Origin of the sequence: Streptomyces sp. NPDC046203 (assembly GCF_040646255.1) — a bacterium.
Taxonomy (GTDB): Bacteria; Actinomycetota; Actinomycetes; order Streptomycetales; family Streptomycetaceae; genus Streptomyces.
In genome coordinates this window covers 271159-297919 of record NZ_JBEYZX010000002.1, presented here as the reverse complement: position 1 = coordinate 297919, position 26761 = coordinate 271159, and the positions used below count along the sequence as shown (strand labels likewise).

30 protein-coding genes and 1 pseudogene are annotated in these 26761 nt (G+C 71.6%); 10 read left to right on the top strand and 21 right to left on the bottom strand.

The genetic code is table 11. From position 1 onward, the window contains the following. Positions 1-322 precede the first annotated feature (322 nt). From ABZ990_RS03070 to ABZ990_RS03045, 6 genes are all read right to left on the bottom strand, one after another. Positions 323-505: a hypothetical protein gene (locus tag ABZ990_RS03070; protein ID WP_361224317.1), complete on the bottom strand. Its 183-nt coding sequence runs from the start codon at positions 503-505 to the stop codon at positions 323-325. Positions 506-519: 14 nt separating this feature from the next. Beyond that, positions 520-1473, bottom strand: a complete 954-nt coding sequence (locus tag ABZ990_RS03065) for a hypothetical protein (protein ID WP_361224314.1) — start codon at positions 1471-1473, stop codon at positions 520-522. Positions 1474-1742: 269 nt separating this feature from the next. Then, positions 1743-2138, bottom strand: a complete 396-nt coding sequence (locus tag ABZ990_RS03060; RefSeq protein ID WP_361224311.1) for an isochorismatase family protein — start codon at positions 2136-2138, stop codon at positions 1743-1745. 348 nt (positions 2139-2486) lie between these two features. Continuing rightward, entirely contained in the window at positions 2487-2864 is a 378-nt protein-coding gene (locus tag ABZ990_RS03055) for a nuclear transport factor 2 family protein (protein ID WP_361224308.1), read from the bottom strand. A gap of 198 nt (positions 2865-3062) precedes the next feature. Further along, a complete protein-coding gene (locus tag ABZ990_RS03050; protein ID WP_361224305.1) occupies positions 3063-3590 on the bottom strand; it encodes a DUF3710 domain-containing protein in 528 nt (175 codons plus the stop codon). A gap of 179 nt (positions 3591-3769) precedes the next feature. Further along, complete coding sequence (locus ABZ990_RS03045; RefSeq protein ID WP_361224469.1) at positions 3770-4486, bottom strand: helix-turn-helix domain-containing protein; 717 nt, start codon at positions 4484-4486, stop codon at positions 3770-3772. A gap of 205 nt (positions 4487-4691) precedes the next feature. Here ABZ990_RS03045 and ABZ990_RS03040 point away from each other — a divergent pair, with 205 nt between their 5' ends. Then, positions 4692-5810, top strand: a complete 1119-nt coding sequence (locus ABZ990_RS03040) for a serine hydrolase domain-containing protein (RefSeq protein WP_361224302.1) — start codon at positions 4692-4694, stop codon at positions 5808-5810. A gap of 83 nt (positions 5811-5893) precedes the next feature. Here the strand turns inward: ABZ990_RS03040 and ABZ990_RS03035 are convergent, their stop codons facing one another. Continuing rightward, positions 5894-6385 (bottom strand): helix-turn-helix domain-containing protein, encoded by a 492-nt coding sequence (locus ABZ990_RS03035; RefSeq protein ID WP_361224299.1) that lies wholly within the window; start codon positions 6383-6385, stop codon positions 5894-5896. An 86-nt stretch (positions 6386-6471) separates the two neighbouring features. Between ABZ990_RS03035 and ABZ990_RS03030 the strand changes: the two genes are divergently transcribed. Next, positions 6472-7311 carry an NmrA family NAD(P)-binding protein gene (locus ABZ990_RS03030; RefSeq protein WP_361224296.1) on the top strand — a complete coding sequence of 280 codons (840 nt, stop codon included), beginning with the start codon at positions 6472-6474 and terminating at the stop codon, positions 7309-7311. On the opposite strand, the gene ABZ990_RS03025 is transcribed toward ABZ990_RS03030, so the two are convergent. Beyond that, positions 7312-8421: a hypothetical protein gene (locus ABZ990_RS03025; RefSeq protein ID WP_361224293.1), complete on the bottom strand. Its 1110-nt coding sequence runs from the start codon at positions 8419-8421 to the stop codon at positions 7312-7314. A gap of 197 nt (positions 8422-8618) precedes the next feature. After that, complete coding sequence (locus ABZ990_RS03020; RefSeq protein WP_361224290.1) at positions 8619-9242, bottom strand: nucleoside/nucleotide kinase family protein; 624 nt, start codon at positions 9240-9242, stop codon at positions 8619-8621. 259 nt (positions 9243-9501) lie between these two features. On the opposite strand from ABZ990_RS03020, the gene ABZ990_RS03015 reads away from it, so the two are divergent. After that, the gene (locus tag ABZ990_RS03015; RefSeq protein WP_361224287.1) at positions 9502-9861 is read left to right on the top strand and encodes a hypothetical protein; all 360 of its coding nucleotides are present in this window, start codon (positions 9502-9504) and stop codon (positions 9859-9861) included. Between the two features lie 174 nt (positions 9862-10035). On the opposite strand, the gene ABZ990_RS03010 is transcribed toward ABZ990_RS03015, so the two are convergent. From ABZ990_RS03010 to ABZ990_RS03000, 3 genes are all read right to left on the bottom strand, one after another. Then, on the bottom strand, positions 10036-10422 hold the full coding sequence (locus ABZ990_RS03010) for a VOC family protein (RefSeq protein ID WP_361224284.1): 387 nt from the start codon (positions 10420-10422) through the stop codon (positions 10036-10038). A gap of 171 nt (positions 10423-10593) precedes the next feature. Next, positions 10594-13611, bottom strand: coding sequence for a hypothetical protein (locus tag ABZ990_RS03005; RefSeq protein WP_361224281.1), 3018 nt, complete (start codon positions 13609-13611; stop codon positions 10594-10596). Positions 13612-13812: 201 nt separating this feature from the next. Then, complete coding sequence (locus ABZ990_RS03000; protein ID WP_361224278.1) at positions 13813-14325, bottom strand: DinB family protein; 513 nt, start codon at positions 14323-14325, stop codon at positions 13813-13815. A 228-nt stretch (positions 14326-14553) separates the two neighbouring features. Here ABZ990_RS03000 and ABZ990_RS02995 point away from each other — a divergent pair, with 228 nt between their 5' ends. Beyond that, positions 14554-16644 carry a LamG domain-containing protein gene (locus ABZ990_RS02995; protein WP_361224275.1) on the top strand — a complete coding sequence of 697 codons (2091 nt, stop codon included), beginning with the start codon at positions 14554-14556 and terminating at the stop codon, positions 16642-16644. Positions 16645-16858: 214 nt separating this feature from the next. Here ABZ990_RS02995 and ABZ990_RS02990 read toward each other — a convergent pair whose 3' ends face one another. From ABZ990_RS02990 to ABZ990_RS02980, 3 genes and pseudogenes are all read right to left on the bottom strand, one after another. Next, positions 16859-17062, bottom strand: a complete 204-nt coding sequence (locus tag ABZ990_RS02990) for a hypothetical protein (RefSeq protein ID WP_361224272.1) — start codon at positions 17060-17062, stop codon at positions 16859-16861. Between the two features lie 188 nt (positions 17063-17250). Then, the gene (locus ABZ990_RS02985; RefSeq protein WP_361224269.1) at positions 17251-17679 is read right to left on the bottom strand and encodes a cupin domain-containing protein; all 429 of its coding nucleotides are present in this window, start codon (positions 17677-17679) and stop codon (positions 17251-17253) included. After that, positions 17676-18008 (bottom strand): annotated as a pseudogene (locus tag ABZ990_RS02980) (MFS transporter); the annotation flags it as partial. The pseudogene ABZ990_RS02980 and the gene ABZ990_RS02985, both read right to left, overlap by 4 nt. Positions 18009-18091: 83 nt before the next feature. Between ABZ990_RS02980 and ABZ990_RS02975 the strand changes: the two are divergent. Then, positions 18092-18760, top strand: a complete 669-nt coding sequence (locus tag ABZ990_RS02975; protein ID WP_361224267.1) for a TetR/AcrR family transcriptional regulator — start codon at positions 18092-18094, stop codon at positions 18758-18760. Between the two features lie 95 nt (positions 18761-18855). Continuing rightward, positions 18856-19794 carry a MerR family transcriptional regulator gene (locus tag ABZ990_RS02970; RefSeq protein ID WP_361224264.1) on the top strand — a complete coding sequence of 313 codons (939 nt, stop codon included), beginning with the start codon at positions 18856-18858 and terminating at the stop codon, positions 19792-19794. 151 nt (positions 19795-19945) lie between these two features. On the opposite strand, the gene ABZ990_RS02965 is transcribed toward ABZ990_RS02970, so the two are convergent. The 5 genes from ABZ990_RS02965 to ABZ990_RS02945 all read right to left on the bottom strand — a co-directional run bounded on the left by ABZ990_RS02965 (position 19946) and on the right by ABZ990_RS02945 (position 23543). Continuing rightward, positions 19946-20572: a GNAT family N-acetyltransferase gene (locus ABZ990_RS02965; RefSeq protein WP_361224261.1), complete on the bottom strand. Its 627-nt coding sequence runs from the start codon at positions 20570-20572 to the stop codon at positions 19946-19948. Between the two features lie 10 nt (positions 20573-20582). Beyond that, positions 20583-21041 (bottom strand): hypothetical protein, encoded by a 459-nt coding sequence (locus ABZ990_RS02960; protein WP_361224258.1) that lies wholly within the window; start codon positions 21039-21041, stop codon positions 20583-20585. Between the two features lie 82 nt (positions 21042-21123). Continuing rightward, the gene (locus ABZ990_RS02955; protein ID WP_361224255.1) at positions 21124-21939 is read right to left on the bottom strand and encodes an aminoglycoside phosphotransferase; all 816 of its coding nucleotides are present in this window, start codon (positions 21937-21939) and stop codon (positions 21124-21126) included. Between the two features lie 355 nt (positions 21940-22294). Further along, positions 22295-23032 (bottom strand): NAD(P)H-binding protein, encoded by a 738-nt coding sequence (locus ABZ990_RS02950; RefSeq protein WP_361224252.1) that lies wholly within the window; start codon positions 23030-23032, stop codon positions 22295-22297. Positions 23033-23105: 73 nt separating this feature from the next. Continuing rightward, the gene (locus ABZ990_RS02945) at positions 23106-23543 is read right to left on the bottom strand and encodes an ATP-binding protein (RefSeq protein WP_361224249.1); all 438 of its coding nucleotides are present in this window, start codon (positions 23541-23543) and stop codon (positions 23106-23108) included. 181 nt (positions 23544-23724) lie between these two features. Between ABZ990_RS02945 and ABZ990_RS02940 the strand changes: the two genes are divergently transcribed. The 4 genes from ABZ990_RS02940 to ABZ990_RS02925 all read left to right on the top strand — a co-directional run bounded on the left by ABZ990_RS02940 (position 23725) and on the right by ABZ990_RS02925 (position 25920). After that, complete coding sequence (locus ABZ990_RS02940) at positions 23725-24504, top strand: helix-turn-helix transcriptional regulator (protein ID WP_361224246.1); 780 nt, start codon at positions 23725-23727, stop codon at positions 24502-24504. Further along, complete coding sequence (locus ABZ990_RS02935) at positions 24501-24746, top strand: DUF397 domain-containing protein (protein ID WP_361224243.1); 246 nt, start codon at positions 24501-24503, stop codon at positions 24744-24746. Before ABZ990_RS02940 ends, ABZ990_RS02935 begins: the two co-directional genes overlap by 4 nt. Positions 24747-24841: 95 nt before the next feature. Next, positions 24842-25150 carry a DUF397 domain-containing protein gene (locus tag ABZ990_RS02930; protein WP_361224240.1) on the top strand — a complete coding sequence of 103 codons (309 nt, stop codon included), beginning with the start codon at positions 24842-24844 and terminating at the stop codon, positions 25148-25150. Next, the gene (locus ABZ990_RS02925) at positions 25150-25920 is read left to right on the top strand and encodes an SDR family oxidoreductase (protein ID WP_361224237.1); all 771 of its coding nucleotides are present in this window, start codon (positions 25150-25152) and stop codon (positions 25918-25920) included. Before ABZ990_RS02930 ends, ABZ990_RS02925 begins: the two co-directional genes overlap by 1 nt. Positions 25921-26006: 86 nt before the next feature. Here ABZ990_RS02925 and ABZ990_RS02920 read toward each other — a convergent pair whose 3' ends face one another. Then, positions 26007-26435: a hypothetical protein gene (locus ABZ990_RS02920; protein ID WP_361224234.1), complete on the bottom strand. Its 429-nt coding sequence runs from the start codon at positions 26433-26435 to the stop codon at positions 26007-26009. Positions 26436-26761: the final 326 nt, after the last annotated feature.

Here is a 26761-nt window from a genome sequence, read left to right as displayed (position 1 = left end):
CGGCTGAACCGTATGTACGTGCGGGCCCGTTCCCGGACCGCTGGGACGGGTGGGACGTCCCGTGACCGTCCCGACTGCGCTCACCTGCGCGTTCGACTCCGTCCGGGGACGCGGGACGGGACGCGGGACACCTTCGACTGGGTACGTCCGCCGGGCCGGCGTCTCCTCCCGGGCGCCGGCGAAGACGTCAGCCGGCTTCCGACAGCCGTCCGGCCCGGACGAGGTCGTGGATCGTCCTGCCCATTCTCCGTACCCCGGCCGCGGCGGTAGGTCGTCCACTCCATCCACGCCATCCACGCCATCCACGGGAAGGGGACATCGATCAGCGCGCGGGATACGGCGGCGCCGGCTCAAGCTCCAGGCGGCGCCCCCGCATCTCCTGGACGCGGGTGGCGGCCCAGGCGGGCGGGTTGTCGCCATGCGGGCGGCCGCGGACGAGTCCGAGGGCGGCCTCCAGGCCGACGATGCCGAGGTCCGCTGCCCGGGCTCCGCTACCCGAGCTCAACTACCTGGGGTCCGCTACCCGGGATCCCGGACGATGAGGCGTTCGAGCAGGTCCTGGAACTCGTCGCCGACGACGATCCTCAACTGGCCGTCGTCCTCACTGTGCTCGCTGAGCTGAGTGAGGGTGCCGGAGTGCCACCAGAAGACGTACGGGCTGATGGCGCCGGGGGTGTCCTCGTATCCGGAGGCGGCGAAGGAGGCCATGGCGCCGAGGGCGGGGACGATGGTGGTGTCGCGGATGACGTGGAAGGCGAGCTGGTGCCGGAAGGGCAGGGCCACCAGCGCGCCGTCGGGGGTGAGCGGGCGGCCGGTGACGCGGCGGACGACGGCGTCGAGGTCCAGGACGCGGCTGGCGGTGTAGAAGGAGTCGCCGAGGATGACCTCGAAGCTCATGCCGTCGGCGTCCTTGACCGTCTCGTGGCCTTCGACGGGCAGTCCGCGCAGGTTGTCGAGCGCCCGGGCGCGGAGCCGGGCCGGGTCGCCGAGCCGTTCGAGTGCCTCGTCGGTGAGGGTCATGACGCTCTCCGGCAGGTCGAGCGCCAGGACTTCGTAGAGCCCGGGGGCGACGCTGCGGGCGTAACCGAACGCGCCGGGGTCGATGCCCTCGCCACTGACGACACGCGGGTAGAGCTGGGAGCGGATCTGCTCGGGTGGCAGGGTGTCGAGGGCGGAGGGCCCTTCGAGGGCGCGGACCACGAGTCCGACGTGACGGTTGACGAGCTGGTGCCAGACGCGGGTGCCGCGCGGGTCGTGATGGCAGACGGCGGCGAGATTGGCCAGCCCGAAGCGGCGGCCCGAGTCGTCCGTCACATGGTCGGCGTAGAGGGTGACCTCCAGTCCGAGTTCGGCGAAGGTCTGCCGGACCCGGCTACGGAAGAGCGCGGCCTCGCGCTCGGAGAAGTACGTGAACTCCGGGTCCCGTGGCGCGCCTTCGCCATCCCGTCGGGGTCCTCGCCGGAACCACCCCACGTCGTCCCGCCTTTCGTCGGCCGTTCTCGCCAGATTACCCACCCGCCTGGGGCGCGGACGGCGCATTGGCGGCGCGCTCCGGTCAACCCGGGGGTCGTACGGACGGGTTGGCCGCCCGGGAGCGCCTCGCCACGCGCGCCGACGCGGGCCCGCACGCCGGAGGCGCCGGGGCGCGCGTGTCCGTCTCGCGCCCGGAGACCGGACATCAGTTCATCAGGTAGTCGCCCACCGTCCGCCTCACCCGGCGCGGGGACTCTCCGAGCCGCCCCTCAGCGGAACATCCCGGCCGCAGGTTCCTGCCGTACGTGGAGGACCGCGTCGAGGTCGGGGTCGGTGTCAGTGTCAGTGTCAGTGTCGGTGTCAGTGTCGGTGTCAGTGTCGGTGTCAGTGTCGGTGTCAGTGTCGGTGTCGAGGAAGCTGTCGGCGCTGGTCTTGGCGATCACCGGTTCCCCTTCCTCCGGGGCGAGTTCGGGGACGACGTGCCGGCCGTGGGTGCCGGGTTCGAGGTCGGGGCCGTGGCGCTGGACGGTGACGACGGGAACACCGGCGGCCCGGGCCCGGGCGCGGAGGCGCGCGATGACGGCGATGGTGCGGGCGGCGCGGTGGGCGATCCCGGCGAGGGCGTTCCGCATGTCGATGACGAGGAGCGCCGGCACATGGGTCATGCGCCCACCGTAGTTCCGCACGGGCCCGGGTGGGGCCGGGCGGGGCCGCCCACCTGCGGGAACCGCCAACGGCCCGGACCTGGGGAGGAGCTAGGGTCTGGCCATGGGCACCCAGAGGAACAGCTTCCGGAACCGTTGCGCCGTCGTTGCCAGGACCTTGTCCCGCATCCGTGGCTCCTCCTGGCCTGGATCCTGCTCGCGGTTCTCGTGGTCGGAGGGCAGAAGATCGTGCCGCAGCCGTGGAGTGCGGGTATCTACCCCGTCGCTCTCTTCGTGGCGATTTCGCTCTTCTCCCTGGCATCGTCGCCGAGGGAGTGACCGCCGCTCCGACAAGCCGCCCGAGGCCGGTCAGGAGGCGGACGGCTCGATCTCACCCGCGAAGACGATGACCTGGTCGATGAGGCTCCGCCGCAGATGAACGACGTCCGTTCCCGCCAGGCGGGGGCCTCCCTCAGGCAGGGTGAAGACCCACTGGTACCGGGCCCATTCGTCGGGCATGTCCACCGCCGAGCAGCGCACCATCGTGCCGGTCCCCGCCGGGTGGCGCCGGATGTCCAGCACGAACCGCTCGACCGCCGCGATTCCTTCGCTGCGGCCCAACGGCCCCCAGAAGACCACGTCCGAGGTCAGGGCCTGGGAGAGCAGGTCGGTCACATAGTTGTCGTCCGAGGCGTTGAACGCGGAGATGAATGTGTCGATCGCGGAACGTGCGGTCTCTTCCTGCATGTCCCAGTAATACCAGCCGTTTCGCGCGCCCTCGCCCCCCGAGCCGCCTTCCGGTCACGGTGAACCATCCCGGCCGCAGCACCGCACTGGATGCCGTCCGACGGCTCCCCGGGGGTACGGCGTCGGCGGGCGCGCCCTCCGCGCCACGCCGGATCAGCCGCCCCACCACCACGCGCCTCGCCCACCACGCCCGTCGCGTCAGCCAGGGAACCTGAGCGGGATCAAACCCGTGGAGCGGGCGCGGCCGAGTACGGCGGACAGCGAGGCCGCTCGGCCGCGTCCGAAGCCGGGGACCACCACGACCCGGGTGAAGTAGTCGTACGCCCAGTCCTCACCGCCGGGGACGGGGTCGACGTCCGGTCCCGTGACCGTGCCCCGCAGCAGCCATCCCGGGCCTTCCCGCCCCAGCATCCGCACGTCCGTGTCGGTGCGGCGGCCTTCGTAGGACTCGGCGGCCAGGGCGCACCGGACCTCGGTTCCGCCCGGTCCGGTCCGCTCCCAGGCGGTGCCGCCCCGGTCTTCGACGCCCTCGATCAGCTCGGCCCGCACGGCCGCCCAGCGCACGTCGGGGCCTCGGTACGCCTGGAGTTGCAGCGCCGATTCCTCGTGGAGCACCGTGGCCGCCAGCAGACGGGCCGGAACTCCCCCACTCTCCAGCCTGACTTCGATTCCCGGCCCCTGCGGTATCCGCAGCCCGCCCAGATCCAGCATGTCGGTTTCCGGCATCGGTTCCCCCCGTCGCCTCGCGCACCGGCCCGCCGCGCTCTGCCGAGGCTAACCGCCGGAGCGGGAGGCAGCCAGGGACAGGACGACACGGAACGGCGGCGGAACGGAGACGGAACAGCGACCGTACCGAAGGAGTGGAAGGGGGTGAAGGAGGTGAAGTAGCCGCAGGAACAAGGCCGTTACGACGCCGGGTTCGTCGACCGTTCCGCCGCTTCGCCCACCGACTCACCCACCACCCCGATCACCGCGTCGATGCTCGCGAGATGGTCGGCGAGGATGTCCTCGAACGCGGCGGGGCGGTCCACGCCGAGGGGGCGGATGTCGCGGGCGAAGTGGGCGAGGGCGGGGAAGCGTTCGGGGTCGGCGCCCAGGACGGCGACGCGGAAGTGTTCCATGCCCTGTTCGTACTCTTCGGAGGTGAGGCCGCCCATGCCCGCCTCCGAGGTGATCAGTGCCGTGAGGAGCACCACGATCCGGTGGTAGCGGACCGGGATCTCGGCATCGGGCAGCCCGGACAGGCGCAGGGCCTGGAGCAGTTCCTCCGCGATCAGCCGTGAGCCCGCGCCGCCCGCCCCGTAACGCCCCCAGACGGCGGCGAGTTGGGGCTGCCGGCCGAAGACGTCGCGCGCACGGCCCGCCAAGGCGGTGATGCGCTGCTTCCAGTCGCCCTCGGGGCGGTAGCCGTCCATGGCGGCCTCGAGTTGCCGGTCCGCGACCGCCCGCAGCAGCTCCGTCTTGCTGCGGAAGTGCCGGTAGAGGCTGGAGGAGTCGGTGCCGAGGGTCGCGGCGAGCTTGCGCACGCTGAACGACTCGGCGTCTCCCGTCCGCAGCAACTCGACCGCCGCGTCGAGTATGTCGTCGGTCGACCAGCGACGCCTTCGGCCCGTGCCCGCCATCATCTCGTACTCCTCGCCCTCTCCCCCGCCGCGTTCCCCGGCCCTCTTGGTTCCGGCTCTCTGTCTCTCAACACCCACCATAACGTGTGCACTTGGCGTTGCACGCACCGCGTGCATAATGAGGACATCAGCCGGCGGCGGGCGCATGCCATCGATGCCAGCGAGGGCATCGCCGCCGGGACAGGTGACCGAGAGGACGCACGTCATGAGGAACTCGCTCGATCCCGCACAGCTGAACGCCGCTCTCGAAGAGGTCCACCGCGCCGGGATACCCGGCCTGTTCGCCGAAGTGCGCGCGGGCGACCAGGTCTGGCGCGGGGCCGCCGGCGTCGCCGATCTCGACACGGGCCGCCCCGTCACCGCCGACCTGCGTCACCGCGTCGGCAGCGTCACGAAGACCTTCACCACTGCCGCCGTGCTGCGGCTCGTCGAGAGCGGCGAGATCGAGCTGGACGCGCCCGTCGGGCGGTATCTGCCGGAGCTGGTGCCCGGGGAGCGGGGGGCGTCGATCACCGTACGGATGCTGATCAACCACACCAGCGGCCTCGCCGAGTACCTGCCGTACATCTACCCGTCCCTCAAGGGCTTCCCGGTCGCCGGGGACACCCGGCCGGACAGCCTGGACGACCACCGGTTCACCCGGTTCGACACCGTCGAGATGATCGAGAAGGGGGTCGCCGCCCCCGCCGTCGGCACCCCGGGCAGCGGTCAGGGGGTCTACTCCAACACCAACTACCTTCTCCTCGGCGCCCTTTTGCTGAAGGTGACCGGCACACCGGCCGAGGAGTACATCACCCGCGACGTCATCGAGCGCGCCGGTCTGCGTGACACCGGATTTCCCACCGATCCGCAGATCGACGGGCCGCACGCGCGGATCTACGAGAGCTGGTTCGGCATGATCGAGCCGGCGCGGGACTACAGCGTCTACGACATGTCGTTCGTGGGCCCGGCCGCCGCCCTGGTCTCGACCGTCGCGGACCTGAACCGGTTCTTCCGCCTGCTGCTGGCCGGCGAGATCGTCGCCGCCTCCTCGCTCGCGGAGATGCAGCGCACCGTGCGGGTCTTCTCCCAGGAGAGCAAGATCATCGACTACGGTCTCGGCCTCTACCCAGTGCACGTATCCGGCCCGAACACCTTCTGGGGCCACGGCGGTTCGGTGTGGGGCGGCGGAACCCTCGCCGCGATCCGCGCCGACGGCGAACGGCAGATGGCGCTCGCCTTCACCCGCCAGCGCTGGAACGCACTCGACGCCGACGGCCGGCCCCAGCCCCACCCCATCGACGCCGCGCTCGCCGCTTTCCAGCGCGTGGCACTGGGCGGCTGAAACGCGGGTGCGGGGCACGGGGCACGGATGCGGATACGTCAGCGCGAACGTACCCGCGTCAGCGCTTCAGTCGAATCGACCGGTCAATGGATGTCGTGGCCGGGGTGGGTCTCGCCATACGCGTGCCGCGCCTCGGCGATGACGGCTCGGTGCGCGAGCGACCAGTCGGCGAGCGCCTTCACCAGATGGGTGAGGCCGGCTCCGGTCCCGGTCAGGCGGTAGTCGACCTGCGCCGGAACGGTCGGGTACACGGTACGCAGGACGAGTCCGTCACGTTCGAGCCTGCGGACGGTCAGGGTGAGCATGCGCTGCGAGATACCGTCGATCGCGCGCTGGAGTTCACGGAACCGGCGTGGCCCGCCCGCGAGTTCGACGATCACGAGCACCGACCACTTGTCGCCGATGCGGTCCAGGACGTCGCGGATGCCGCAGTCGGGGTGGTCTTCGCGCCCGCAGGCCTCCAGTTCGGCGGGGGCGGTCACCCCGGCGCCGGCGAGGACGGCCACCCCGGCATCGGCAGGGACGGTGACCGCTGCGCCGGCGGGGGTGGTTACTCCGGTGTGCGTGAGTGACATCGAACTGCCTTCTTGTCGTCGGGGTTCACGCGTTCGAGGATCAAGCGTAGTTACCGAAGAGAACCACGACGGAAGACGCGATTGACATGATCTTGGTGACAGGAGCGAACGGACACCTCGGCTCGGCCACCCTCGCGGCGCTGCGCGCCCGAGGCGCCGACGCGACGGGCGGCAGCCGCACACCGGGCGAGGGGACCCGGCGTCTCGACTTCGACGACCCCGCGAGCCTCGATCTCACCGGGGTGGCGACCCTGGTCCTGGTCTCCGCCGGGTACGGCGAGGACGACCTGGTCGTGGCGCGGCACGCGGCGGTCCTGGACGCCGCCGTGCGCGACGGCGTCGGTCATGTCGTCTACACGAGCCTGACCACGGCCGGCGACCACCTCGCCTTCGCCCCGGCCCACCGCGCCACCGAGCGCCTGGTCCGGGCGAGCGGACTGCCGTGGACCATCCTGCGCAACGGCCTGTACGCCGAACTCTTCGGCGGCCTGCTGATGTGGACGGGGGCGGACGGAGACGTGGACGCGGGCGTGGAGTCCGCGTTCGGGGACGGTGCCCTGGCGGCGGTCGCGCGGGAGGATCTCGCCGAGGCCGCGGCGGTCGTCGCGGAGGATCCGGCCCGGCACGACGGCCGGGTCTACGACCTCGTCGGCACGCCGATCACGGCGGCCCAGGTGGCGGCCCGGCTCGGGGTCCCGCACCGCTCCATCGGCCTGGGCGAGTACCGGGGCCGGCTCCTCGACGAGGCTGCGGGACTGCTGCCGTTCCAGCCGCCCATGCTCGCCTCGATCGCCACGAGCGTCCGGCACGGCTTCCTGGACGGCACCACGTCCGACCTCATGGATCTCCTCGGCCGCCCGGCCCGCGACCCGCTTGCCGTGGCCGTCGGGGCCGCGTCCGCCACCCGCCCTGGGGCGGACGGGTAGTCAGCGCCCCATGCCGTGGGTCGGCGGCGGAGGCGGCACGCGACGGGTCCGGGAGAGCTGCGCGGCCTTGCGCCGGGCCGCTTCGAAGCCCAGGACCGCGTTGCCGTTCTCGCGCCAGACCTGGGCGCCGCACCACACGCCGATCAGCCGGAACTGCTTCAGGGCGGGCCCGTACAGCATCGATCGCAGCATGGCGTGCGCCAGCAGATGGCGCAGGTACGGCAGGCGCTCGTCGTCGGGCTCGACCGTGTCGAACGTGGCCGCGATCCGCTTCAGCCGGCTCCGCGTCATGGGGGTGACGGGCGGCAGCAGGCCGGCCGGACGGTCGCCCAGTTCGCTCAGCGCGTGCAGATAGATCCCGGCGAGCGGGCTGCCGGGCGGGGCCTTGCGGACCGCCTCGCGGCCGAACCGCAGCATCTCCCGGTCGCTGCCGAACCACTTGGCGCACCAGTACTGGAGCGCCTGCCAGTGCCCCTCGTAGTGGTACGGCGCACGGGCGACGAGTCCGTCCCAGAGCGGCCTGAACCGGGCGTGGTCGTACTTCGCCCCGCGCGCCGCCGTGATCATGACGACCCAGGGGCCCGGGTTGGCGGGGTCGAGCAGTGCGGCCCGCCGGGCCTCCTCGATCGCGGCCGGGAGCAGGGAGACGAATTGATTCATGGCCGAGGTGCTGACCTCGTGGGCGTATCCGCGGCCCCGGATCTTCCAGGCGCGGTGGACCATCAGGCTCGCGTGCAGGGTGGCCGCGTCGCAGTCGCCGGGCTCGGCGGCGCGCCAGGCGTCCAGCCAGGCGTCGTCCTCCTCGGCGACCTGCTGCAGGATCTCCAGCCGGCTCCAGCGCTCGTCCCAGTCCTCGCCCGCCGCCCGGACGTACCGCGCGGCGGACTGCCAGTGCCCTGCCCACGCGGCGTCGGCGACGGCCTGCCGCTCCTTCGTCCGGTGGGGCGGCGGAGGCGGGCCGTGGCGCGCCGGGTCGAGCAGTTCACGAGGCGGCAGACCGTAGGCGGCCGCCTCGAAGACCTGCTTGTCGGCGCGGGCCGGTCTGAGGAACAAGTGGTAGAGCACGGGGAGGGACGCGCCGCAAACGACGACGAGGACGAAGGTGATCACAGCGGGGAATCCTCCCCGAAACGATCACCCTCCGCAATACCTTAGGCCAGGTAAAACCCCTGGTCAGAGCAGGTAGAGGCGACCAGTGCCACGACCGGGGTGACGGTCACCCGTCGGACACATTCCCGTCGCCTCCGCCGCACCCGCCGCTCCCGCCACACCCGCCGCGTCCGTTGCTCCCGCCGCGTCCGTTGGGGTCACGGCATGGGGACGACGCGATGGGCGCGGGCTCTGCCGCGCGCCACCAGGCGGGCGTTGGGCTCGTCGGAGTCGGCGACCCAGCGTGCGGCGTACGCCGGGTCCTTGCCGAAGCGGATGTGCCGCGCGACGAGCCGGGCGACCCGGGTGCGGTCGTCGAGATCCGTATACCAGGCCTCGTCGAGCAGCGGCAGTACGGCGGCCCAGGGGCCCTCGTCGTGCAGGAGGTAGTTCCCCTCGGTGATCACCAGCGGGATCACCGGCGGTACGGGGATCGCCCCGGCCACGGGCTCCTCCAAGTCCCGGTCGAAGGCGGGCGCGTACACGGTGACGCCGGGTTCGGCGGCGCGCAGCCGGGTGAGGAGGGCGGTGTACCCGGCGGCATCGAAGGTGTCGGGCGCGCCCTTCCGGCCGGCACGCCCGAGGCGTTCCAGTTCGGCCTGGGCGAGGTGGAAGCCGTCCATGGGTACGAGGACGGCCGCGCCGTCGAGTCGCGCGACGAGTGCGGCGGCGAGCGTCGACTTCCCGGCGCCGGGCGGCCCCGCGATACCGAGCACGCGCCGCCGGCCGTCCCGGGCGAGCTCCCGGGCCCGCTCGACGAGAAGTTCGAGTCGTCCGTCCATGCCCGCCATTGTCACTGACCGGCCCTCGGCCCGAGGCCCGGGGGACCACGCCGACCACGACCCCCGTCCCGCACCCGGCCTTGTCCCCGGCCGGAATTCCGTGGTCGGCGCCCGGTGCCCGGCGGTAGCGTCGCGTCTCCACCCCCGTACCTGTACCTGTACCTGTACCTGTACGCATACGACACGTCAGAGAAAGACCGCGAGCATGTCCAGCAGGCCGACGACCAGCACCGCGAGCACCATGACCACCGCAAGTCCCATGACCGCCGCAAACACCGCGCGCACCACCACTCTCTGGCGTCCCACGGGACCCGAGGAGCTGGAGCTCGTGCGCGCTTCCGGATGGCGGGCGTGGCCGCCGCGGCTGCCGGAGCAGCCGATCTTCTATCCGGTCCTGAACGAGGACTACGCGATCCGGATCGCGCGGGACTGGAACGTCCCGCACAGCGGCGTCGGTTACGTGACCCGCTTCGAGGTCGAGAGCGACTTCCTGTCCCGCTACCCCGTGCGGCAGGCCGGGGGCGAGACGATCCTGGAGCTGTGGGTGCCGGCGGAGGAGCTGGACGAGTTCAACGCGCACCTCGTCGGCACGATCGGGGTCGTCCGCGAGTTCCGCTGAGCCGACGGGCCGGGACCGGTCCGGCGGCGGGGGTGGCGGGGTGGGGAGCGCGTGGCGGGCAGCGGAGCGACCGCCGCCTGTCCACTCCCCCCTCTTCCCCTCTTCCCTTCTCCCCCTGCCGCCCGACTGCCTGCCCAGCGCTGGGCTTTCGGCGAAGGCAGCCTCCGCCTCTCTTTATCCGAGCGGCGCGAGGCGGCGCTGCAGGAGGCAGAATTCGTTGCCCTCGGGGTCCGTCAGCACGTGCCACGAGGCTGACTCGCCCTGGCCGATGTCGACCGGCTTCGCGCCGAGGGCGAGCAGTCGCTCCAGTTCGGCGTCCTGATCGCGGTCGGTGGCGTTGACGTCGAAGTGCAGACGGAGCTTGCCGGCGCGCGGGGCGTCGTTGCGGAGAAAGAGAAGCGTGGGCTGCGGGCCGCCGAACCCGGCTTCGGACGGGCCGATTTCTACGAGGACGTCTCCCTCACGGTCGATCTCGACGAAGCCGAGCACCTCGCTCCAGAAGGCGGCGAGACGCTGGGGGTCGGTGCATTCGATGACCAGTTCACTGATACGGCATGCCATGCGCCGCAGTGTAGGGGGACAGCCGCCCTTCGGATCAAGGGATTTCGCCCGGTCGGCGGCCGTGCGGACGGACGGACGCGAGACTCGCGCCTCACCCCACCGCACCCCGCTCCAGGGAAACTGAGGCGGGGTGCGGTGGGGTGAGGCATGTGTGTGTCCGTACGGGGGGCTCTACTCCACCCCCGCCTTCACACCCTCCCCCGCCTTCTCTTCCTTCCCGGACTTCCCGGGCTTCCCGGGCTTCGTCCTCCCGTAGTCGCCGTGCTCGCCATAGCCGTCGTGCCCGCCGGACTTCACCCGGATCGTGGCCGTGGCCGGGTCGCTGGTGACCTGGTCGCCCTGCGGGTCGGTCGCCGTGGCGTGCGCGGTGTTGGTGACCTCGCCGCACTCGCCGCCGCCGTAGCCTCCGCCATAGCCCCCACCGTCAGCACCCCCACGGCGCCCACCGCGCTCGCCATCCTTGGCCCCCTCGGCATTCCTCGCGCACGGCCTGACGTCGGACTCGGCCACGGTGTAGTTCCCCCGGCAGGTGGTGCTCGCGCCGGGCGCCAGGCTGGTCACCTCGCAGGTCACGGCCGTGACCAGGTTGTCCGTGACCGCCACGTCGTGCACGGCGGCGTCACCGGTGTTCGTGACCGTGTAGGCGTACGCGACCGTGTCCCCGATCCGGAACGGCCCCTGCGAGACGGCCCGCTTGGCCAGGGTCAGCCCGGTCGTCCGCCGCTGCCGGACGGTGATGGTGGCCGTGGAGTCGTTGGCGGTGACCTCCTGGCCGCCGGGATCGAGCGCCGTGGCCCGCGCCAGGTTGGTGAGCACACAGCCGTCCACGGCCTGCTCGCACGGGGTGATGTCCGCCTCGGTGATCACATGACTGGCGTGACAGGTGGTGCTCGCGCCGGGGGCCAGGGTGGTCGCGTCGCAGGTCACGGCCGCGATCACGTTGTCCGTCACCGCCAGGTCGTGCACGGCGACATCACCGGTGTTCGTGACCGTGTAGGTGTACGCGACCGTGTCCCCGACCTGGAAGGGGCCGGGGGTGACGGCCTGCTTGGCCAGGCTCAGCCCGGTGGCCCGGCGCACCTCCACGATGATGGTGGCCGCCACCTGGTCGCTGATGATCTGGTCGCCCTCCGGCGGAGTGCCGCCCGCCACCGCGTGGTTGGTGAGCGCGCACCCGTCGTCGATCGCCTGGCACGGGGTCACGTCGGCCTCGGTGATCGTGTGGATCCCGGTGCAGGTGGTGCTCTGCTCGGGGGCGAGGGTGGTCGTCTCGCAGACGACACCCGGGACGTGGTCGTCGTCGACCGCCACGTCGGTCAGCTCGGTGCCGTGGGTGTTGGTGACAGTGTAGGTGTACGTGACCTGGTCCCCGATGTGGAACGGCCCGGGCGAGGCCACCTGCTTCGTCAGATCGAGGTGGCTCGGTCCGGCCAGCAGGATCTGGTACACCTGCGGCGAGGTGACCTCCGTGCCGTTCGACGCCGTGCCGGTCGCCACCGCGTGGTTGGTGACCTCTCCGGCCTCCCCGTCGGCCGCCGTGATGGTGTACGTGCCGGTGCAGGTGGTGGTGTCGCCGGGGGTCTCGAACGGTGTCAGGGTCGTCGTCTCGCAGGTGATGCCGGCGACGTGGTCGTCGTCCACCCTGATGTCGTCGATCGTCAGGCCGCCCCGGTTGCGGACGGTGTAGGTGAAGGTGACCGTCTGCCCGACGGAGTAGGGGCCGGGCGTCACCGCCGACTTCTCCACTTCGAGGGCGGGCGGCTCGACCAGCGGCACGCTCTCCGACGAGGGCGGCGAGGTGACCTCCGTACCGTTCGAAAGCCCCGACGCGACGGCGGTGTTCTCGACGGAGCCGCGCGCCACGTCCTCGGCGGTCACGCGGTAGACGGCCGTGCAGGTCTCCGTCTCGCCGGGCTGGAGGGTCGTACGGGGACACGACACCGGGCCGATTTTCGGGTCGATGACGGTGATGTCCGTGAGGGGCGTCCCGCCGGAGTTCGTCACCACGAACTCGTACGGCACCTCGTCCCCGAGGGTCAGCGCGCCGGGCAGCGGATGCCGGACCTGCTTGACGAGGTTGAGCTCCGGGAGCGGCTCGTCGGTGGCGACGACCACGTTACGGATGAGATGGACGTCGGTGTAGAGGCCGGTGGAGCCGCCGAAGCCGAACTTGTACGTGTGGGGCACCGGGGTCGGGGCCGGCTTGTCGATCACCCGCTGGAAGCCCCGGCCGTCGTTGAAGTCGATCTCGACGCTCAGTTGCGGGTCGGGCACCGGGGTGAGCACCACGTGCACCCGGCGGCGCGACGGTTCGAGGAGGGTCTCGGCCGCCTGGGGCGAGATCCCCGCCGGCATCGTGGCCAGCGGCCCTTGCAGACTCCCCGGCAGGGTCGAACGCCACGGAGGTGTGGGGGTGAGGTGGTCGGCGGTCGCGTACAGGAAGCAGTAGCCCAGGACCCCGTCGCCGGGGCCGCGTACCGTGACCATGTCGGTGCCGGGCGCGGGCACCCGGAACGCGGTTCCGGCGGGCGAACGCTGCCCCGGCGGGCAGCCGTTCCCCCGGTGTTCCCAGTCGCCGAAGAAGTTGCCGAGCAGGTCGAGACCGACGCCCAGATAGCCCTCGTCCACGCCGGGCAGAAACGGGTGGCTGGGGATGTCGCTGTCGAGCTTCTGCGCGTACCCGAGGCTGCCGCCGAAGGCGCCCGGCCGGGTCAGCGAGACATCGCCGTTCACCAGGAAGAAGGAGATTCCGTCGGCGGGGTGGACCGGGGTCGTACTTCCGTACTGCCACTGGTCGAACATGACGTCGAGACCGTGGTCGGCGGGGATGGCCTGGTCGTAGAGGGCCGCCCCGGACTTGTCGTTGGTCGCGTCCGTCAGCCGGAGATAGCCGTACGGGTCGCCGTCGGCGGGTGGCGCGTTGACGCCGCCGTAACAGCCGCCGAGCGTGTGGTCATCGGCGGGGAGGGGCGCGGAGACGGCGGGTGCGCCGGTGAGGCAGGCGTCCCCGACGCCGACGAACTCCGGTGCCGTGGCATGTCTGAAGCTCTCGCTGGCGAGGGTGGAGCCGCCCGCGCGTGGCTTGGCGGCGGACGTGGACACGGACGCGGACGCGGACGCGGTTCCACCGGCTCCGAACCCCAGCGCCGTTCCGGCGCCGAGGATCAGGGACAGGGTTGCCGCGGCCACTCGGGGAGCCCGTGCCCGCAGGCCGGACGACGATCGCCTTCGGTTCATGACCAGCACAGTTAGCAGTCGCGTCGCCCTCGCGATCGGGTGACAAGCCGGGGCGGCCCGCCAAGCACCCGGTCAGCCGTCAGGGACTCCGCGCTCCGTACTCCGTACTCCGCGCTCCGCCCGGTCCGGCTCCGTACGTCACGATGACGGCGCCTACACGCCCGTGCTGCCGTCGATACGTTCGCGCAGCAGGTCGGCGTGGCCGTTGTGGCGGGCGTACTCCTCGATCATGTGGACGTGGATCCAGCGGAGGCTGACGTCCTGCCCCTGGAAGCGGCCGGTGTCGGTGAGGGCGCGGCCGGCGCAGCACGCGCGGGCGCGGTCGATCTCCGCACGCCAGGTCGCGAGAGCGTCGCCCAGGGTGGCGCCCTCGGCCGGCTCGAAGCCGCCGTCGGGGCCGTCCGGGTCGGCCGCCGGGTCGTGGATCGGCGGGGCGTCCTCGCCGGCGAAGACGCGCCGGTACCAGTTCCGTTCCACCTCCGCCATGTGCCGGACGAGTCCGGCCAGGGTGAGTCCGGACGGCGGAGCGGACGCGAGGGCGGCCTGCCGGTCGTCCAGGCCCTCGCACTTCAGGGCGAGGGTGGCCCGGTGGAAGTCGAGCCAGCTTTCGAGCGTGGTGCGCTCGTCGGCGTTCAGGGGCGGTAGGGGGCGATCGACGGTACTCATCGGCCGATTGTCGCTGGTGGCCAACAGTCATGCCACTCTTCCCACTTACCGGACTCACGCTTCAACTCGCCTTTCCTTTCTCTTCATTGACCAGAAATTCGAACCACCATGGGAAAGCGCGTTCCAGACGGACCGTCATATTCATTAGCCGAGGTCAGAGCCGCTTGTTAACCTCCCGGCGTCTGATCATCCGACGGTCGGACGCATTTCCAGGGGAGGGATTCACTCATGTTCGGACGATTCGCAAGACGGGGCCTGCTGCTGGGCAGCTGCTTCGCCGCGGTGGTGGGGGCCGCCGCACCCGGTACGGCGTACGCGGCAGGGGCGGCGAACATTCCGCCCACCGTGCAGAGTCCTCAGGTCGAGACCAGAGACTGCCTGACCGGCGCCGAGCCGCTGTACACCGGAAACCCGCATCCGATGCTCAGCGTCCAGGTCGCGGACCCCGACACCAGCGCCGGCAGCATGGAGTTCGAGCTCTGGTGGACGGACGCGGACGGCACCGAGCAGCGCCGCACCATCGACAAGCAGTTTGCCGCCCTGAACGCGCGCAGCGTCGCCCAGGTGTACTTCGACATCCCGGCGGACACCGTCATCTCCTGGCGCGCCCGGGCCAATGACGGCGTCGCGAACTCCGAGTGGACCTCGTCGGACCCCGGTGCGGCCTGCCGGTTCGTGTACGACGACCAGAGCCCGGAGACTCCCGTCGTCACCTCGTCCGACTTCCCCGAGGAAACGTGGTGGGCCGGCGCCGTCGGTGTTTACGGCAGCTTCACCGTGGACTCGCCCTCGCCCGACGTCGTCGAGTATCAGTACTCGTTCATCGGCGGCCCGTACAGCTCCGTCCGCCCCGCCGAGATGGGCGGTCCGGCCACCATCCGCTTCGTCCCGCTGAGCAATGCCCCGCAGACGCTGTCCGTGAGCGCGACCGACCGCTCCGGACGGCGGAGCGCGTCCAGGAACTACACGTTCATCCCGAAGTCGGCGAGCGCTCCGGTCTCCCAGTGGAAGCTCGCGGACCCGGCCGGCTCCACCACGGCCTCGGCCGAGACGGGCCAGGCGGCCCGCGCCGGAAGCGGTGTGACCTTCGGCGCCCCCGCACCCTCGGGCACCCCGCTCAGCACCACGGCCACCCTGGACGGCACCGGCCACGGCTTCCTCACCACCGACACCCCGGCCGTCGACAGCGGTCGGACCTTCGGCATCGGCGCGTGGGTGCGGCCGGCGGAGACCGGCCGCTCCATGACCGTGCTCAGCCAGGACACGGCGACCGGCTCGGCGTACTCCCTCGACCTGGACGCCGCGGCGGACGGCTCCGCAGCCTGGTCCTTCGCCCTCGGTGGCGCGAAGGTCTCCGGCGGTACGCCGAAGGCCGGCAAGTGGTCCTACGTGCTCGGCGTCTACGACACCGAGACCGGCAAGGCCCAGCTCTTCGTCGACGGCCGGGAGACCGGTACCAAGGCCGAGGCCGCGCCGGTCGCCGCCGACGGCGCCTTCCAGATCGGCCGGCTCCGGGGCAAGGACGGATACCGGCAGCGCTGGCACGGCGAGATCGGTGACGTCCGCGCCTACGACCGGCTGGTCGTCCCGGACGAGGTGACCTCGCTGGCCCAGCGCAAGAGCAAGGAGCTCGGCCACTGGTCGTTCGTCACGTCGGAGGACGGCACCACGCCCGAGCGCAATGGCGGCGCGCCGCTGCGGCTCGGCCCGGGTGCGACGGTCCGCGGGATTCCGGGGAACGGCTGCTCCGACTGCGCCTGGCCGCTGGAGGGCGACGGCGATCTGAAGCTGGACGGCGAGCGCGGGCACGCGGTCCTCGACAAGCCCGCCGTGGACACCGGTGACAGCTTCACCCTCGGTGTCATCGCCAAGATCGAGCGCGACGACGCCACCCGGCCGATGACCGTCCTCTCTCAGGCCGGTGAGCACACCGACGCGTTCAAGCTGCGCTACGACCCCGAGGCCCACGCCTGGCAGCTGGTCATGCCGGTGCGGGACGAGGCGGGCGCACCGGAGACGGTCGTCTCCCAGATCACCAGCCCCGACGGCTCGAGCGGGCACGGCACCAAGCTCGCCATCGTCTACGACGACGCGGCCGGCACGGTCACGCTGTACATCGACGGCTACACGAACGCCGGCGGCACCGCCCACGTCGCCCAGGGCTGGACGAGCAACGGTCCGCTCCAGGTGGGCCGGGCTCACACGGCCGACGGCACCGATGGCTGGGGCGAGTACCTGAAGGGTCACGTCGACGAACTTCAGGCCTACTACGGGGCTCTGACGGAGCGTGAGATCCAGTTCCTGGGCTCCGAGTGGTAGTTCGCGCCCACTGACCCCGGCGGCCCTCCGGCGGCTCCGGCGCCGCCGGAGGGCCGAGCCGAGGTCTTCCGCGCGCACGACCGCCCCGGTGAGCGACTGCCACACGGCTCGCTCGCCGGGTACCGGCCCGGTGGCCGCCGCCCGCGTGAGGGCGGCGGCCACCGCTGCTTCCAGCGGGAAGCGATCGGGCGACAGGCCGCGGCCCACGTACGACTCAGAGCCAGTCGGCAATGAGGGTTCCCGTCATCCCGACGGCGATGAAGCCCCCGATCAACCGGGCCGCGCGGACGGACCAGATCCCATGGACGTCGGTGATCACCAGGAACCAGTCGGCTGCCCCTCGGACGTTGCCGGCCAGGAGTACCCCGCCCACGATGGCAATACCTCTGATGATCAATCCGCCCACATGTTCGCTCACGGGTCGAGGATAGGTCTCCCGTGGCATGGGCGAGAGGACGGGCGAACGGCGGCCGCCGTCGCCACCCCTTGGCCGGGAGCCGTCACCCCTGCGGAGCCGCACGGGCGACGGGCCATCAGCCCCTACGACTCTACGAGTTCACGATTTGACCTCCAGCGGTCCGGGCTGGAAGCGGCCTCCAGCCGCGCTCAGGCAGCAGGGCGATCCGTCCCGGGGTCTCCCGACTCGCGCTTCTCCAGACGAGTCCCCTCACGGAGGGTGATCGACATCAGGTCGCTGGGGGCGTCCAGTTCCAGACGGTGCCAGCGGCCGCGGGGCACGATCACGGCCGTACCCGCCCCCAGCCGGACCATTTCCTCGTCGCCGTCGGGCCCTTCGGGGCGGAGATAGAGGCGGAAGCCGCCGGTCAGGCAGCACACCACTTCCTCGGCCTGCGGATGCATCTCCCAGTGGTCCGCGTGTACGTCGGCGTCGGTCTCCACGTGGAACGTCGCGATCTGCCAGGCGCCCAAGTCGCCACTGTTCATGCGTCGTTCAACTGCTTCAATGCCGCCGTCGGGGTGGAAGCGCAGTGCCGAGGCGAACAGGTCGACGGGCGAGAGAGGGGTCGTCGTCATGACGGTGTTCCTTCCAGTCGGTTCTCCGCGGGGGTGGCGGGTCGCGGCGCGGGGGCTTCGGTCCGGCGCCGGGGCAGTACGCCGATCGCCACGGCCGCCGCGATCACGAAGAGGGCCGCGGCGACGGCCAGGCCCAGGGCGTAGCCGTCGTTGAGTGCGGCGGGGTCGGTGGCCGTGCCGGTGTGGTGGACGGCGAGGGTGGCCAGGGCGGCCAGGGCGACGCTGCCGCCGAGTTGGCGGGAGCTGTTGAAGAGGCCGGAGGCCATGCCGGCCTCGCGGGAGGTGACGCCGCTGGTCGCGGCGGCGGCGACCGGGGCCGGCACCACTCCGGGACTCCCCCGTAACTTTTTATACATGTAAGGAAAGTAGCCCGTGCGGTCGGCGCTGTCCACGCCTGGGGGATGATGACGGCATGCCGCAACCGCCCGCCCCCCGCAAGACGCTCGGCCGCCCTCCCCGTATCTCCCGCGAGGAGGTCGTCACGACGGCCCGTCGGATCGTGGACGCGGAAGGGGTCGGCAAGCTGACCATGCGCCGGCTGGCCGCGGAGGTCGGCAGCACGCCGATGGCGCTCTACCACCACGTCCGCAGCAAGGAACAGCTGCTCGTCCTGCTCCTGGACGACTACGCCGCGCGGGCGTTGCACCGGCCCGAACTGCCGGCACAGCCCCGCGAGCGGGTCGTCGTCGCCGCCGCCGCGATCCACGAGGCGCTCGCCGCCTGCCCCTGGGTCGTGGAGGTGCTGACCGCCGACGACCTGATGTCCGCGTCGGCTCTGTGGTTCGTCGAGCAGATCGTCGACGGCCTGGTCGCGGGCGGACTGACCCCCGAGCGGGCCGTGCACGGGTACCGCGCGATCTGGTACTACACGGCCGGAGAGATCGTGGTCCGCACGACGGCGGCCCGGCGGCGCGCGGACGACGACCGGGCGACCTACCGGGAGCAGGTCTTCGCCGACCTCGACCCCGGCGAGCTGCCCCGCCTGACGCAACTCTCGGGCCAGTGGGCCTCACTGACCGCCGAGGACACCTACCTGGACGGACTCCGCGCCCTGGTGGACGGCCTCCTCGCCGCCCGCTGACGCACCGCCCGCCGCGCCCCTGCCTCGACTCCCCCTCCGGGGTTCCGGGTACGGCGCTTGCCCCTTCCCCAAGGGCAGGGGGCACAGTGGCCCCCGTGCAAGAGGATCTGATCACCATCGGGGAACTCGCGGCCAGGACCCGGCTCAGTCTCAAGGCCCTGCGGCTCTACGGCGACCGGGGGTTGCTGCCGCCCGCGCGGGTCGATCCTCGGACCGGGGTCCGGCGTTACGGGGTCGTCCAGGTCGAACGGGCCCGCCACATCGCGCTGTTGCGTGCCGCCGGCATGCCGCTGGCGCGGATCGCGACAGTGCTCGACGCGGCGGCGCTCGACGCGGCGGGCGGCGAGGAGTCGGTACGGCTGCTCGCCGCGTACTGGCGCGAGCAGGAGTCCGCGCACGCGGCCCGCCGGGAGGCGGTGGGCCATGCCCGTGAGGTGCTGGCCGGAAGGAGCCCCACCGTGTACGAGATAGCCGAGCGTGAAGTGCCGGAGCAGAAAGTCCTGTTCACCCGGCGCCATGTGACCGCCGCCGACCTGCCCGGCTTCCTCTCGGAGGCCGCCGAGCTGCTCTTCTCCCACCTGGGGCGGACCGGAGCGTGTCTGTCCGGGCCGGTCTTCGCCGTCTTCGAAGGCGTGGTGAGCGAGGACTCCGACGGCCCGGTCGAGGTCTGCGCGCCCACCTGGAACGCCGTCGAACCGGCCGGGCCGATCGGGGTACGTGTCGAGCCCGCGCACCGCGAGGCGTTCACCGCCCGGACCAAGGCGCAGATGAGCTACGCGGGCGCGACCGCCGCCCATGACGCCGTCGGCGCGTGGCTCACCGACCACGGATACGCCAGAAGCGCCTCCAACCGGGAGGTGTACTACCCGAATTGGGCGACCGCCGAGCCGGACGAGCACGCGGCCGACATCGCCATCCCCTTCCGCCGCGCGGGATCCGCACCCGGGCAGTCCGCACCCGGGCCGTCCGGCCCCGGATCGTCCGGCCCCGGATCGTCCGGCCCCGGATCGTCCGGCCCGAGCTCCGGCGAGTAGCGCCGGCCCGGAGATCAGAGAGGCGGAAACCGCCCCGGCAGGAGGCAGCCGATCGGGATGATCCTCGGCCCCTCGCGCGCGGTCCCGCTCGGGATCGGCGGGCCGGCCACGCGCCCGGGCCTGCCCGCCGGCCATCCGTCTCTCACCACCGTCACGCGGGCCCTGCCGGACCTCGCGCGGGGTCCAGTTCCACCATCATGTCCAGCGAGCGGGAGCCGTCCGCCTCGGTGAAGGAGCCGACCGGACGGAAGCCGTTCTTCTCGTAGGAGCGGATGGCCCGGGGGTTGTCGGCGCGGACGCCGCCCCACAGGATGATCCGCGTCCTGCCCAGCCGCCGCGCGACCTCCGCGACCAGCGGGAAGACGAGCGACCCGATGCCCCGGCCCTGGTGGTCGTCGGCCAGGGTGGGACCGTAGCGGCAGTCGGTCGTCTCCTCGAGCCGGATGCCCGCCTCCCGATAGCGCGCGATGTCCCCGGGTGTCAGAGCGAGGCTGAAGCCGAGCAGGCCGACGATCCGGCCGGACGGTACGTCCTCCAGCACCAGCCAGAGCTTGTCGTAGCGCGCGATCGTGGCGCACAACTCCCGGGCCGCCGCGAGGTCGTACCCGTCGAACGTGCTGAACCGCCGCGAGACGGCGGACAGCCCGCCGAGGAACCCGGCCAGTCGTCCCGCGTCCGCATGCGTCAGAGGGCGGAAGACGACATCCGCTCCCCGGCCGATCTCCAGGCGGCTCGTCAGGCACGGAGGGTTCTCGGCGATCTCCGTCAGCGTCAACATCCCGGCGGCTTCACCTCCCCCCTCGGCAACAGCATCGCGATTCACCGTACGTGGGCCCGCCAGGCCCCCAGGCCCGCCGGGAGCGGTCAGGGGTGTGCGGTACGTCCTTCTCGACACACAGTCGCAGGACCTCCGCCAGTCGGCGGGCGTCCTCCTGCGCACGCCGGAGCCGCGGGTCACCGGCGCTTTCGGCCACCCACCGCTCGATGATCTCCCGCAGCCGACCGAGCATCGACGCGCACGCGGCGGGCGGGAGATCGGCCCCGCCGGTGCCCGGGTGGTCGAGCAGCGGCTCCAGAGCGGTGGACACCTCGGTCCACAGGCGCTCGCCCCCGAACCCCCGCATCTCGGAGAGGTCGAACCCCTCGGCCTCCGCCGGCCGCCGCCGGAACACGGCGAAGCCGCTGTACGACCACGAGACGTCCGGAGTGCCGTCGTCCCCGTCGCCCGGGAAGAGAACCAGCCCCACGCGCCCTCCCCCGCTCGCCGGCCGACCGACCGACCAGGATCGAGCCCCCGGGTCGGCCTCGGCATCCGGAATGATCCCGGCATCAGGGCGACGCCCAGTACCCCGCCCAGGCGCGGGCCGCCTTGATCGTCTCCTCCAACCCGGGCGTCCCGTAGGCCTGCCAGGCTTCCCAGGAGCGGGCCTCGGCCTCGGTGAGCACCACGACCGCTTCGCGGGGAGCGTCGGCGAACGCGGGGACGGTCCGCGCCCAGGCGGCGGCCTGTTCGGGGGTCTGTTTGCCGTCCAGGACGAGCCGCATCCCCCACACGGCCGTATCGATCCAGGCCGGGCCGCGCATCGCCCACGCCCAGTCGATCATCCACACCCGTCCGCCCCGCTCGACCATGAAGTTGGAGGCGCACGGGTCGGAGTGCACCAACCGATCGCCCGTCAGGAGGGGTTCGTCGACCGGGTCGCAGTACTCGCCCCACCGTTCCCACGGCGTGAGCCGAACCGCCAAGTGCGCCGGGCAGCAACTCAGTTCACGCAGGGCGGCGGCGACCGGCGCCAAGTGGTCGCTGCCATCGCCGAACCACGCCCACGCGCTCGCCTGGACCCCTTCGAAACAGACCAGGAGCCAGCCCCCCGCCTCCTCCTGCCACAGCATCCTCGGAGCGCCGGCGGGCAGGAACGGATTGACCGCCGCCTCCGCCCGCAACTCCCCGATCCGCTCATGGTCGAGCGGCAGCCCCTTCACGAACACCATCTCCGGACCCGACGACGGCCAGAACAGCGAAGCGAGCGCACTGCTGGTGCCGTTCTCCACCTCGGCTCTCGGGCAGTCCTCCCCGAGCCGGTCGGCGAGGGCCCGCCGGGTCGCCTCGGGAAGCTCGTCGTACGGCAGCCGGCCGACCCGCATGCCCGGTCAGCACCCCGCCGGGCCCGCCGGCCCGGACAGTCCCACCCACCCCGACCGAGGCCGCTGCGGGTCGTTCGGCGGGAACGGCGGGTTCTTGTCCGGGCGCGTCGGGGGACCGGTGGACGGCCGCCCCGGCGGCGGCGAGGACGTGGGCCGGGGAGCCGGGCGGCGCTCCAGCAGGAAGTTCGTCATGGTCGCGAAGGCCCTTTCGTTCGTCTTCGGCCCGGCCGAGACCGTCGGCGCTCGCGCACGGCCTCGCTCCGGGTTCGCCGCACGCCCCGCATTCCCCTCGGGGGCGGCGGCCGGCAGAGCGGCGGAATCCTCCCCGCCGGATGTCGGGCGAAACCCGGCCGCCCTACCCCCTCCGTGTCAGGAACTCCTCGAAGGTCACCCGTCCCTCGGCCCGGTCCGGGGCCAGATGGCCGCCGGCGGCGAAGGCGCGGGCCGTCTTGCCGGGGAGGGAGACGGTCACGATACGGCGGCGGCGCCCCGTGGCCCGGAGATACGCCCCCGCCAGGTCGGGCAAGGTCCGGACCTCGGGACCTCCGAGGTCCGGAACCCGACCGGCCGGGTCGCCGCCGGCGAGCTCGGCGAGACGGGCGGCGACCTCGGAGGTGTCGACGGGCTGGTCCGAGACCCCCTTGGGCAGCACCATCACCGGCAACTTGGCGAGGGATTCCAGGAGTTTGCGCACGAGGTCGTGGAACTGGGTGGCCCGGAGGATGGTCCAGCCGAGCCCCGACGACTCCACGAGCCCTTCGACGGTCAACTTGGTCCGGTAGTAGCCGAGCGGTACGCGGTCGACCCCGACGATCGAGATGTAGACCAGGTGCCGCACCCCGGCCCGGTCGGCTGCGCCGATCAGGTGATGCGCGGCCTCCTCGTCCCCGCCCGTCGGCGAGCTGGCGCAGTGCACGACCGTGTCCACCCCCGCAAGCGCCGCGTCCAGCTCCGGCCCGCCTTTGCGCAGGTCCACGGCGTACGGCTGGGTGTGCCGGCTGAGCACCCGCACCTCGTGGCCCGCCTCGCGCAGCCGCGCGACGACGAGCCGCCCGAGGGTGCCGGTACCGCCGGTCACGAGGATCACGGTCATGGCCCCGCCGCCTTCCCTCACACCTGCGCTCAGTCCGCTTCTTCCGCTTCTTCCACTTGTCTCACGCCGGACGTCAGAGGTCGAGTTCGGCGCGGACCGTCTTGCCCAGCGGATGCCGGTCCAGGACCTCCCAGCGGCTGGCGAGCGCGTCCACGATGAGCAGCCCGCGCCCGAACTCCGCGGACAGCTCGAACGGAGCCACCTCCGGACGCCGTTCGGAGCGGGTGTCCCCGACCTCGATCCGCAGGATCGTGATCGGCTCGCTCGCGTACGTGAGCGTCAACTCGAAGTCCCTGCCCGGGATACGGCCGTGGGTCGCGGCGTTCGCGGCCAGCTCGGCCACAATGTGCGCGGCGGCGTCGGAGGCGAACGTGCCATAACCGATGCCCCAGCGGTCGAGCTCGTAGAGCGCGAGATGCCGGGAGAGACGAGCGCCGCGGGGCGTGGAGCTGAAGCGCTGGCTGAACACACGTACGGTAACCGGCACTTCTTGTGCCTGGGGGGTGGTCATGCGGCCACTTTTGCGGCGAAAAGCCCGTCTCCCCAGACCAGAAACTCGTACGCTCGGTAAGCGTACGGGTTCAGAGGGTGGACAGTACTCGTCACTGCCCGTAAGCATTCCTCTGAGATCGGGAGGTGGTGCCGCCATGGTGGCCATCAATTCAGAGCCCAATCCCTCTGCCAGCCTGAGGGTGTTCGGTGCACTGGTCAAGCTGTTCCGCAAACAGGCGGGATTCACGCAAGAGGAGTTCGCGCCGCTCGTCGGCTACTCGGTGGAGAGCGTGTCCTCCATCGAGCAGGGACGGCGGCTCCCCTCGGGGAAGTTCGTGGACGCGGCGGAGAGGGTCCTGGACGCGGGTGGGGTGCTCAAGGAGGCGGCGAAGTACCTGGAGCGGACGAAGGGGCTGGCCAACTGGTTCGCGCCGTGGGCCGAGCTGGAGAAGACGGCGATCTGCCTCTACACGTATGAGAGCCGAATGGTTCCGGGGCTGCTCCAGGTCGAGCCGTACGCGAGGACGCTCTTCGAGAAGCAGGTCCCGCTGATGAGCGAGGCGGACATCGAGGAGAAGATGATCGCGCGAGTGGAGCGGATGGAGCTGCCGACGAGTCTCCCCAAGACCGCGTACAGCTTCATCCTTGAGGAGCACGCGCTCCGGAGGCAGATCGGCGGTCCCGAGGTGCACCGGGCCCAGCTCGACTACCTCCTGCGCATGGCAGAACTGCGCAACATCGAAATCCAGGCCATGCCGCAGTGCCGCGACCATCACGCCGGTATCGCCGGTGCGTTTCAGCTCACGGAGACCCCGGAGCACAAGTGGCTCGCGTACGCCGAGGGGCAGGAGAACGGACTGCTCATCTCGGACCCCGCTGTGGTCAGCATGCTCCAGTTGCGGTATGCCAGGATGCGGTCACAGGCTCTCTCTCCGGAAGACTCCCTGAGCCTGTTGCGCGAGATTCGAGGAGCAACATGAGCACCATCGACCTGGCCTGGTTCAAGAGCAGCTACAGCAGCAGCGGAAGCGGCGACTGCGTCGAAGTAGCCCTCTCCTGGCACAAGTCCAGCTACAGCAGCAGCAGCGCCGGTGACTGCGTCGAGGTCGCCACCTGCCCCACCACCGTCCACGTCCGCGACTCCAAGCGCCCCGACGACGCCCAGCTCGCTCTCGCTCCCACCACCTGGAGCGCCTTCCTCGCCACCTGCGCGGAAATCTAGCGAGATCGTTTCACCCTCGACGGATGCCCCTCGCCCGGCTCGGGCCGGGGCATCCGTCGTTTTCCGAGCCCTTTGCCCGAGACCCGAGGAGCGACATGATCAGCACCGCAGACCTGACCTGGTTCAAGAGCAGCTACAGCAGCGGCGACGGAGACAACTGCGTCGAAGTAGCACTGTCCTGGCGCAAGTCCAGCTACAGCAGCGGCGGAAGCGGAGACTGCGTCGAAGTCGCCCTCCCCTGGCACAAGTCCAGCCACAGCAGCGGCTCCGGCGACGACTGCGTCGAGGTCGCCACTTGCTCCACCACCGTCCACGTCCGCGACTCCAAGCGCCCCGACGACGCCCGACTTGCTCTCGCCCCCACCACCTGGGCCGCCTTCCTCGCCACCTGCGACGGTCTCTGATGAACTACCTGAACGAACTGTTCTCCCTCGAAGGGCGCAACGCGCTTGTCACCGGCGGAAGTTCGGGCATCGGCAAGGCCATCGCCCGCGCTCTCGCCCGCGCCGGGGCGTCCGTCGTGATCGTCGCCCGGCGCGAGGCGGAGCTGAAGGCGGCGGTGGACGAGCTGACGGAGGCCGGGTGCCGGGCCGCGTGGGTGAGCGGGAATCTCGCTACGCGCGCCGGTGTCCGTACGGCGGCCGAGGAGGCGGCGGCGGTGTTCGGGGAGCCGGACATCCTCGTCAACGCGGCCGGGAACAACATCCGTCCGCCTCTCACCGAGCTCACCGACGAGGACTGGGACCGCACGATGGCGGTCAATCTGGAGGCGCCGTTCCTGCTCGGGCAGCGGTTCGGGCCGAAGATGGCCGAGCGCGGGTACGGGCGGATCATCCACGTCACCTCGCAGCAGGCGCACCGGGCGTTCGTCCAGTCCGGGGCGTACGGGGTGTCGAAGGGCGGGCTCGAATCACTGACCCGTTCGCAGGCCGAGGCGTGGTCCCCGTACGGCGTCACCGTGAACGCCCTCGTCCCCGGCTTCGTCATGACCCCGCTGAACGCCCGGCTCTCCTCCGACCCCGTGAAGGTCGCGGCCCTCGCCGAGCGCACGATGGTCGGACGGAACGGTCTGGCCGGCGACTTCGAGGGCGCGGCCGTCTTCCTGGCCGGTCCGGGTTCGGCGTACGTCACCGGGCAGGCGCTCTTCGTGGACGGCGGCCTGTCCGTTCACTGAGCCCGCACACGAGCACCGGCCGCAGCCCCCCGTTATCGGGTGGCTGCGGCCGGCGGCTTTCCGCTCCAACTACAGGAGGGCTCCCGTTACAGGACCGCGACCGTGAACGGCCGGTCCGCGTCCTTGCCCGCGTCGTCGCTGGTGACGACGGTGATGGTGTGGGCGTCGTTGCCGCAGTAGGCGTGCGCCTTGCCGATCGCGGTGATCTCGCCCCGGAAGTCGCTGAGTGTGGCGAGGATCGCGGCCGTGCTCAGGTCGCGGACGGCGGTGGTCGGCACCTTGACGCAGTAGATGCCCTTGCGGCCCGAGGATCCGCCCCGGGTGACCGACGTGACGTTCTTGGAGTGCTCGACGGTGGCGTTGGCGGCCACCTTCGCGGCGGCTCGGGCGTAGGGGGCGTCGAGGTCGTCGGTCGCGGCGGTGGCGGTCGCGGTGGCGGTCAGGAGGCCGAGCGACAGCGCTCCGCCGAGGGTGAGGGCGAGGACGCGGCTGATGCGGGAAGTCGAGGTTCGCATGATCTTCTTCCTTCTCGGCCACGGGCACCACGACGGGCGTCACACGGCCGGGGATTCAGGAACGAGCGGAACGATGACGGCCACGTGGTGCGTGTCCTCCGGAATCATGGGGCCGCACACACCGCCTCCACATCCGTACATACGCGGATTCACCCGATTCGGTGAGCGGGGCCCGCGGAGGTTTCGCCACCCCCTCCCCTGACGGCAGAAGGCGACACGCCGCGACACGCCGAAGGGGCCCCGGGTGGCGTACCACCCGGGGCCCCTCGTCACCGATCACCCGGTCGGCTCAAACGGCCCGACCGATTTCCCGGCGCCGCACTCAG

Excerpts from the sequence above, each read along its gene's own strand:
- ABZ990_RS03060 (WP_361224311.1), bottom strand. The coding sequence starts at position 2,138 with ATGACCCATGTGCCGGCGCTCCTCGTCATCGACATGCGGAACGCCCTC.
- ABZ990_RS03055 (WP_361224308.1), bottom strand. The coding sequence starts at position 2,864 with ATGCAGGAAGAGACCGCACGTTCCGCGATCGACACATTCATCTCCGCG.
- ABZ990_RS03050 (WP_361224305.1), bottom strand. The coding sequence starts at position 3,590 with ATGCCGGAAACCGACATGCTGGATCTGGGCGGGCTGCGGATACCGCAG.
- ABZ990_RS03045 (WP_361224469.1), bottom strand. The coding sequence starts at position 4,486 with ATGGCGGGCACGGGCCGAAGGCGTCGCTGGTCGACCGACGACATACTC.
- ABZ990_RS03040 (WP_361224302.1), top strand. The coding sequence starts at position 4,692 with ATGAGGAACTCGCTCGATCCCGCACAGCTGAACGCCGCTCTCGAAGAG.
- ABZ990_RS03035 (WP_361224299.1), bottom strand. The coding sequence starts at position 6,385 with ATGTCACTCACGCACACCGGAGTAACCACCCCCGCCGGCGCAGCGGTC.
- ABZ990_RS03030 (WP_361224296.1), top strand. The coding sequence starts at position 6,472 with ATGATCTTGGTGACAGGAGCGAACGGACACCTCGGCTCGGCCACCCTC.
- ABZ990_RS03020 (WP_361224290.1), bottom strand. The coding sequence starts at position 9,242 with ATGGACGGACGACTCGAACTTCTCGTCGAGCGGGCCCGGGAGCTCGCC.
- ABZ990_RS03015 (WP_361224287.1), top strand. The coding sequence starts at position 9,502 with ATGACCGCCGCAAACACCGCGCGCACCACCACTCTCTGGCGTCCCACG.
- ABZ990_RS03010 (WP_361224284.1), bottom strand. The coding sequence starts at position 10,422 with ATGGCATGCCGTATCAGTGAACTGGTCATCGAATGCACCGACCCCCAG.
- ABZ990_RS03000 (WP_361224278.1), bottom strand. The coding sequence starts at position 14,325 with ATGAGTACCGTCGATCGCCCCCTACCGCCCCTGAACGCCGACGAGCGC.
- ABZ990_RS02995 (WP_361224275.1), top strand. The coding sequence starts at position 14,554 with ATGTTCGGACGATTCGCAAGACGGGGCCTGCTGCTGGGCAGCTGCTTC.
- ABZ990_RS02985 (WP_361224269.1), bottom strand. The coding sequence starts at position 17,679 with ATGACGACGACCCCTCTCTCGCCCGTCGACCTGTTCGCCTCGGCACTG.
- ABZ990_RS02975 (WP_361224267.1), top strand. The coding sequence starts at position 18,092 with ATGCCGCAACCGCCCGCCCCCCGCAAGACGCTCGGCCGCCCTCCCCGT.
- ABZ990_RS02965 (WP_361224261.1), bottom strand. The coding sequence starts at position 20,572 with ATGTTGACGCTGACGGAGATCGCCGAGAACCCTCCGTGCCTGACGAGC.
- ABZ990_RS02955 (WP_361224255.1), bottom strand. The coding sequence starts at position 21,939 with ATGCGGGTCGGCCGGCTGCCGTACGACGAGCTTCCCGAGGCGACCCGG.
- ABZ990_RS02950 (WP_361224252.1), bottom strand. The coding sequence starts at position 23,032 with ATGACCGTGATCCTCGTGACCGGCGGTACCGGCACCCTCGGGCGGCTC.
- ABZ990_RS02945 (WP_361224249.1), bottom strand. The coding sequence starts at position 23,543 with ATGACCACCCCCCAGGCACAAGAAGTGCCGGTTACCGTACGTGTGTTC.
- ABZ990_RS02935 (WP_361224243.1), top strand. The coding sequence starts at position 24,501 with ATGAGCACCATCGACCTGGCCTGGTTCAAGAGCAGCTACAGCAGCAGC.
- ABZ990_RS02930 (WP_361224240.1), top strand. The coding sequence starts at position 24,842 with ATGATCAGCACCGCAGACCTGACCTGGTTCAAGAGCAGCTACAGCAGC.
- ABZ990_RS02925 (WP_361224237.1), top strand. The coding sequence starts at position 25,150 with ATGAACTACCTGAACGAACTGTTCTCCCTCGAAGGGCGCAACGCGCTT.
- ABZ990_RS02920 (WP_361224234.1), bottom strand. The coding sequence starts at position 26,435 with ATGCGAACCTCGACTTCCCGCATCAGCCGCGTCCTCGCCCTCACCCTC.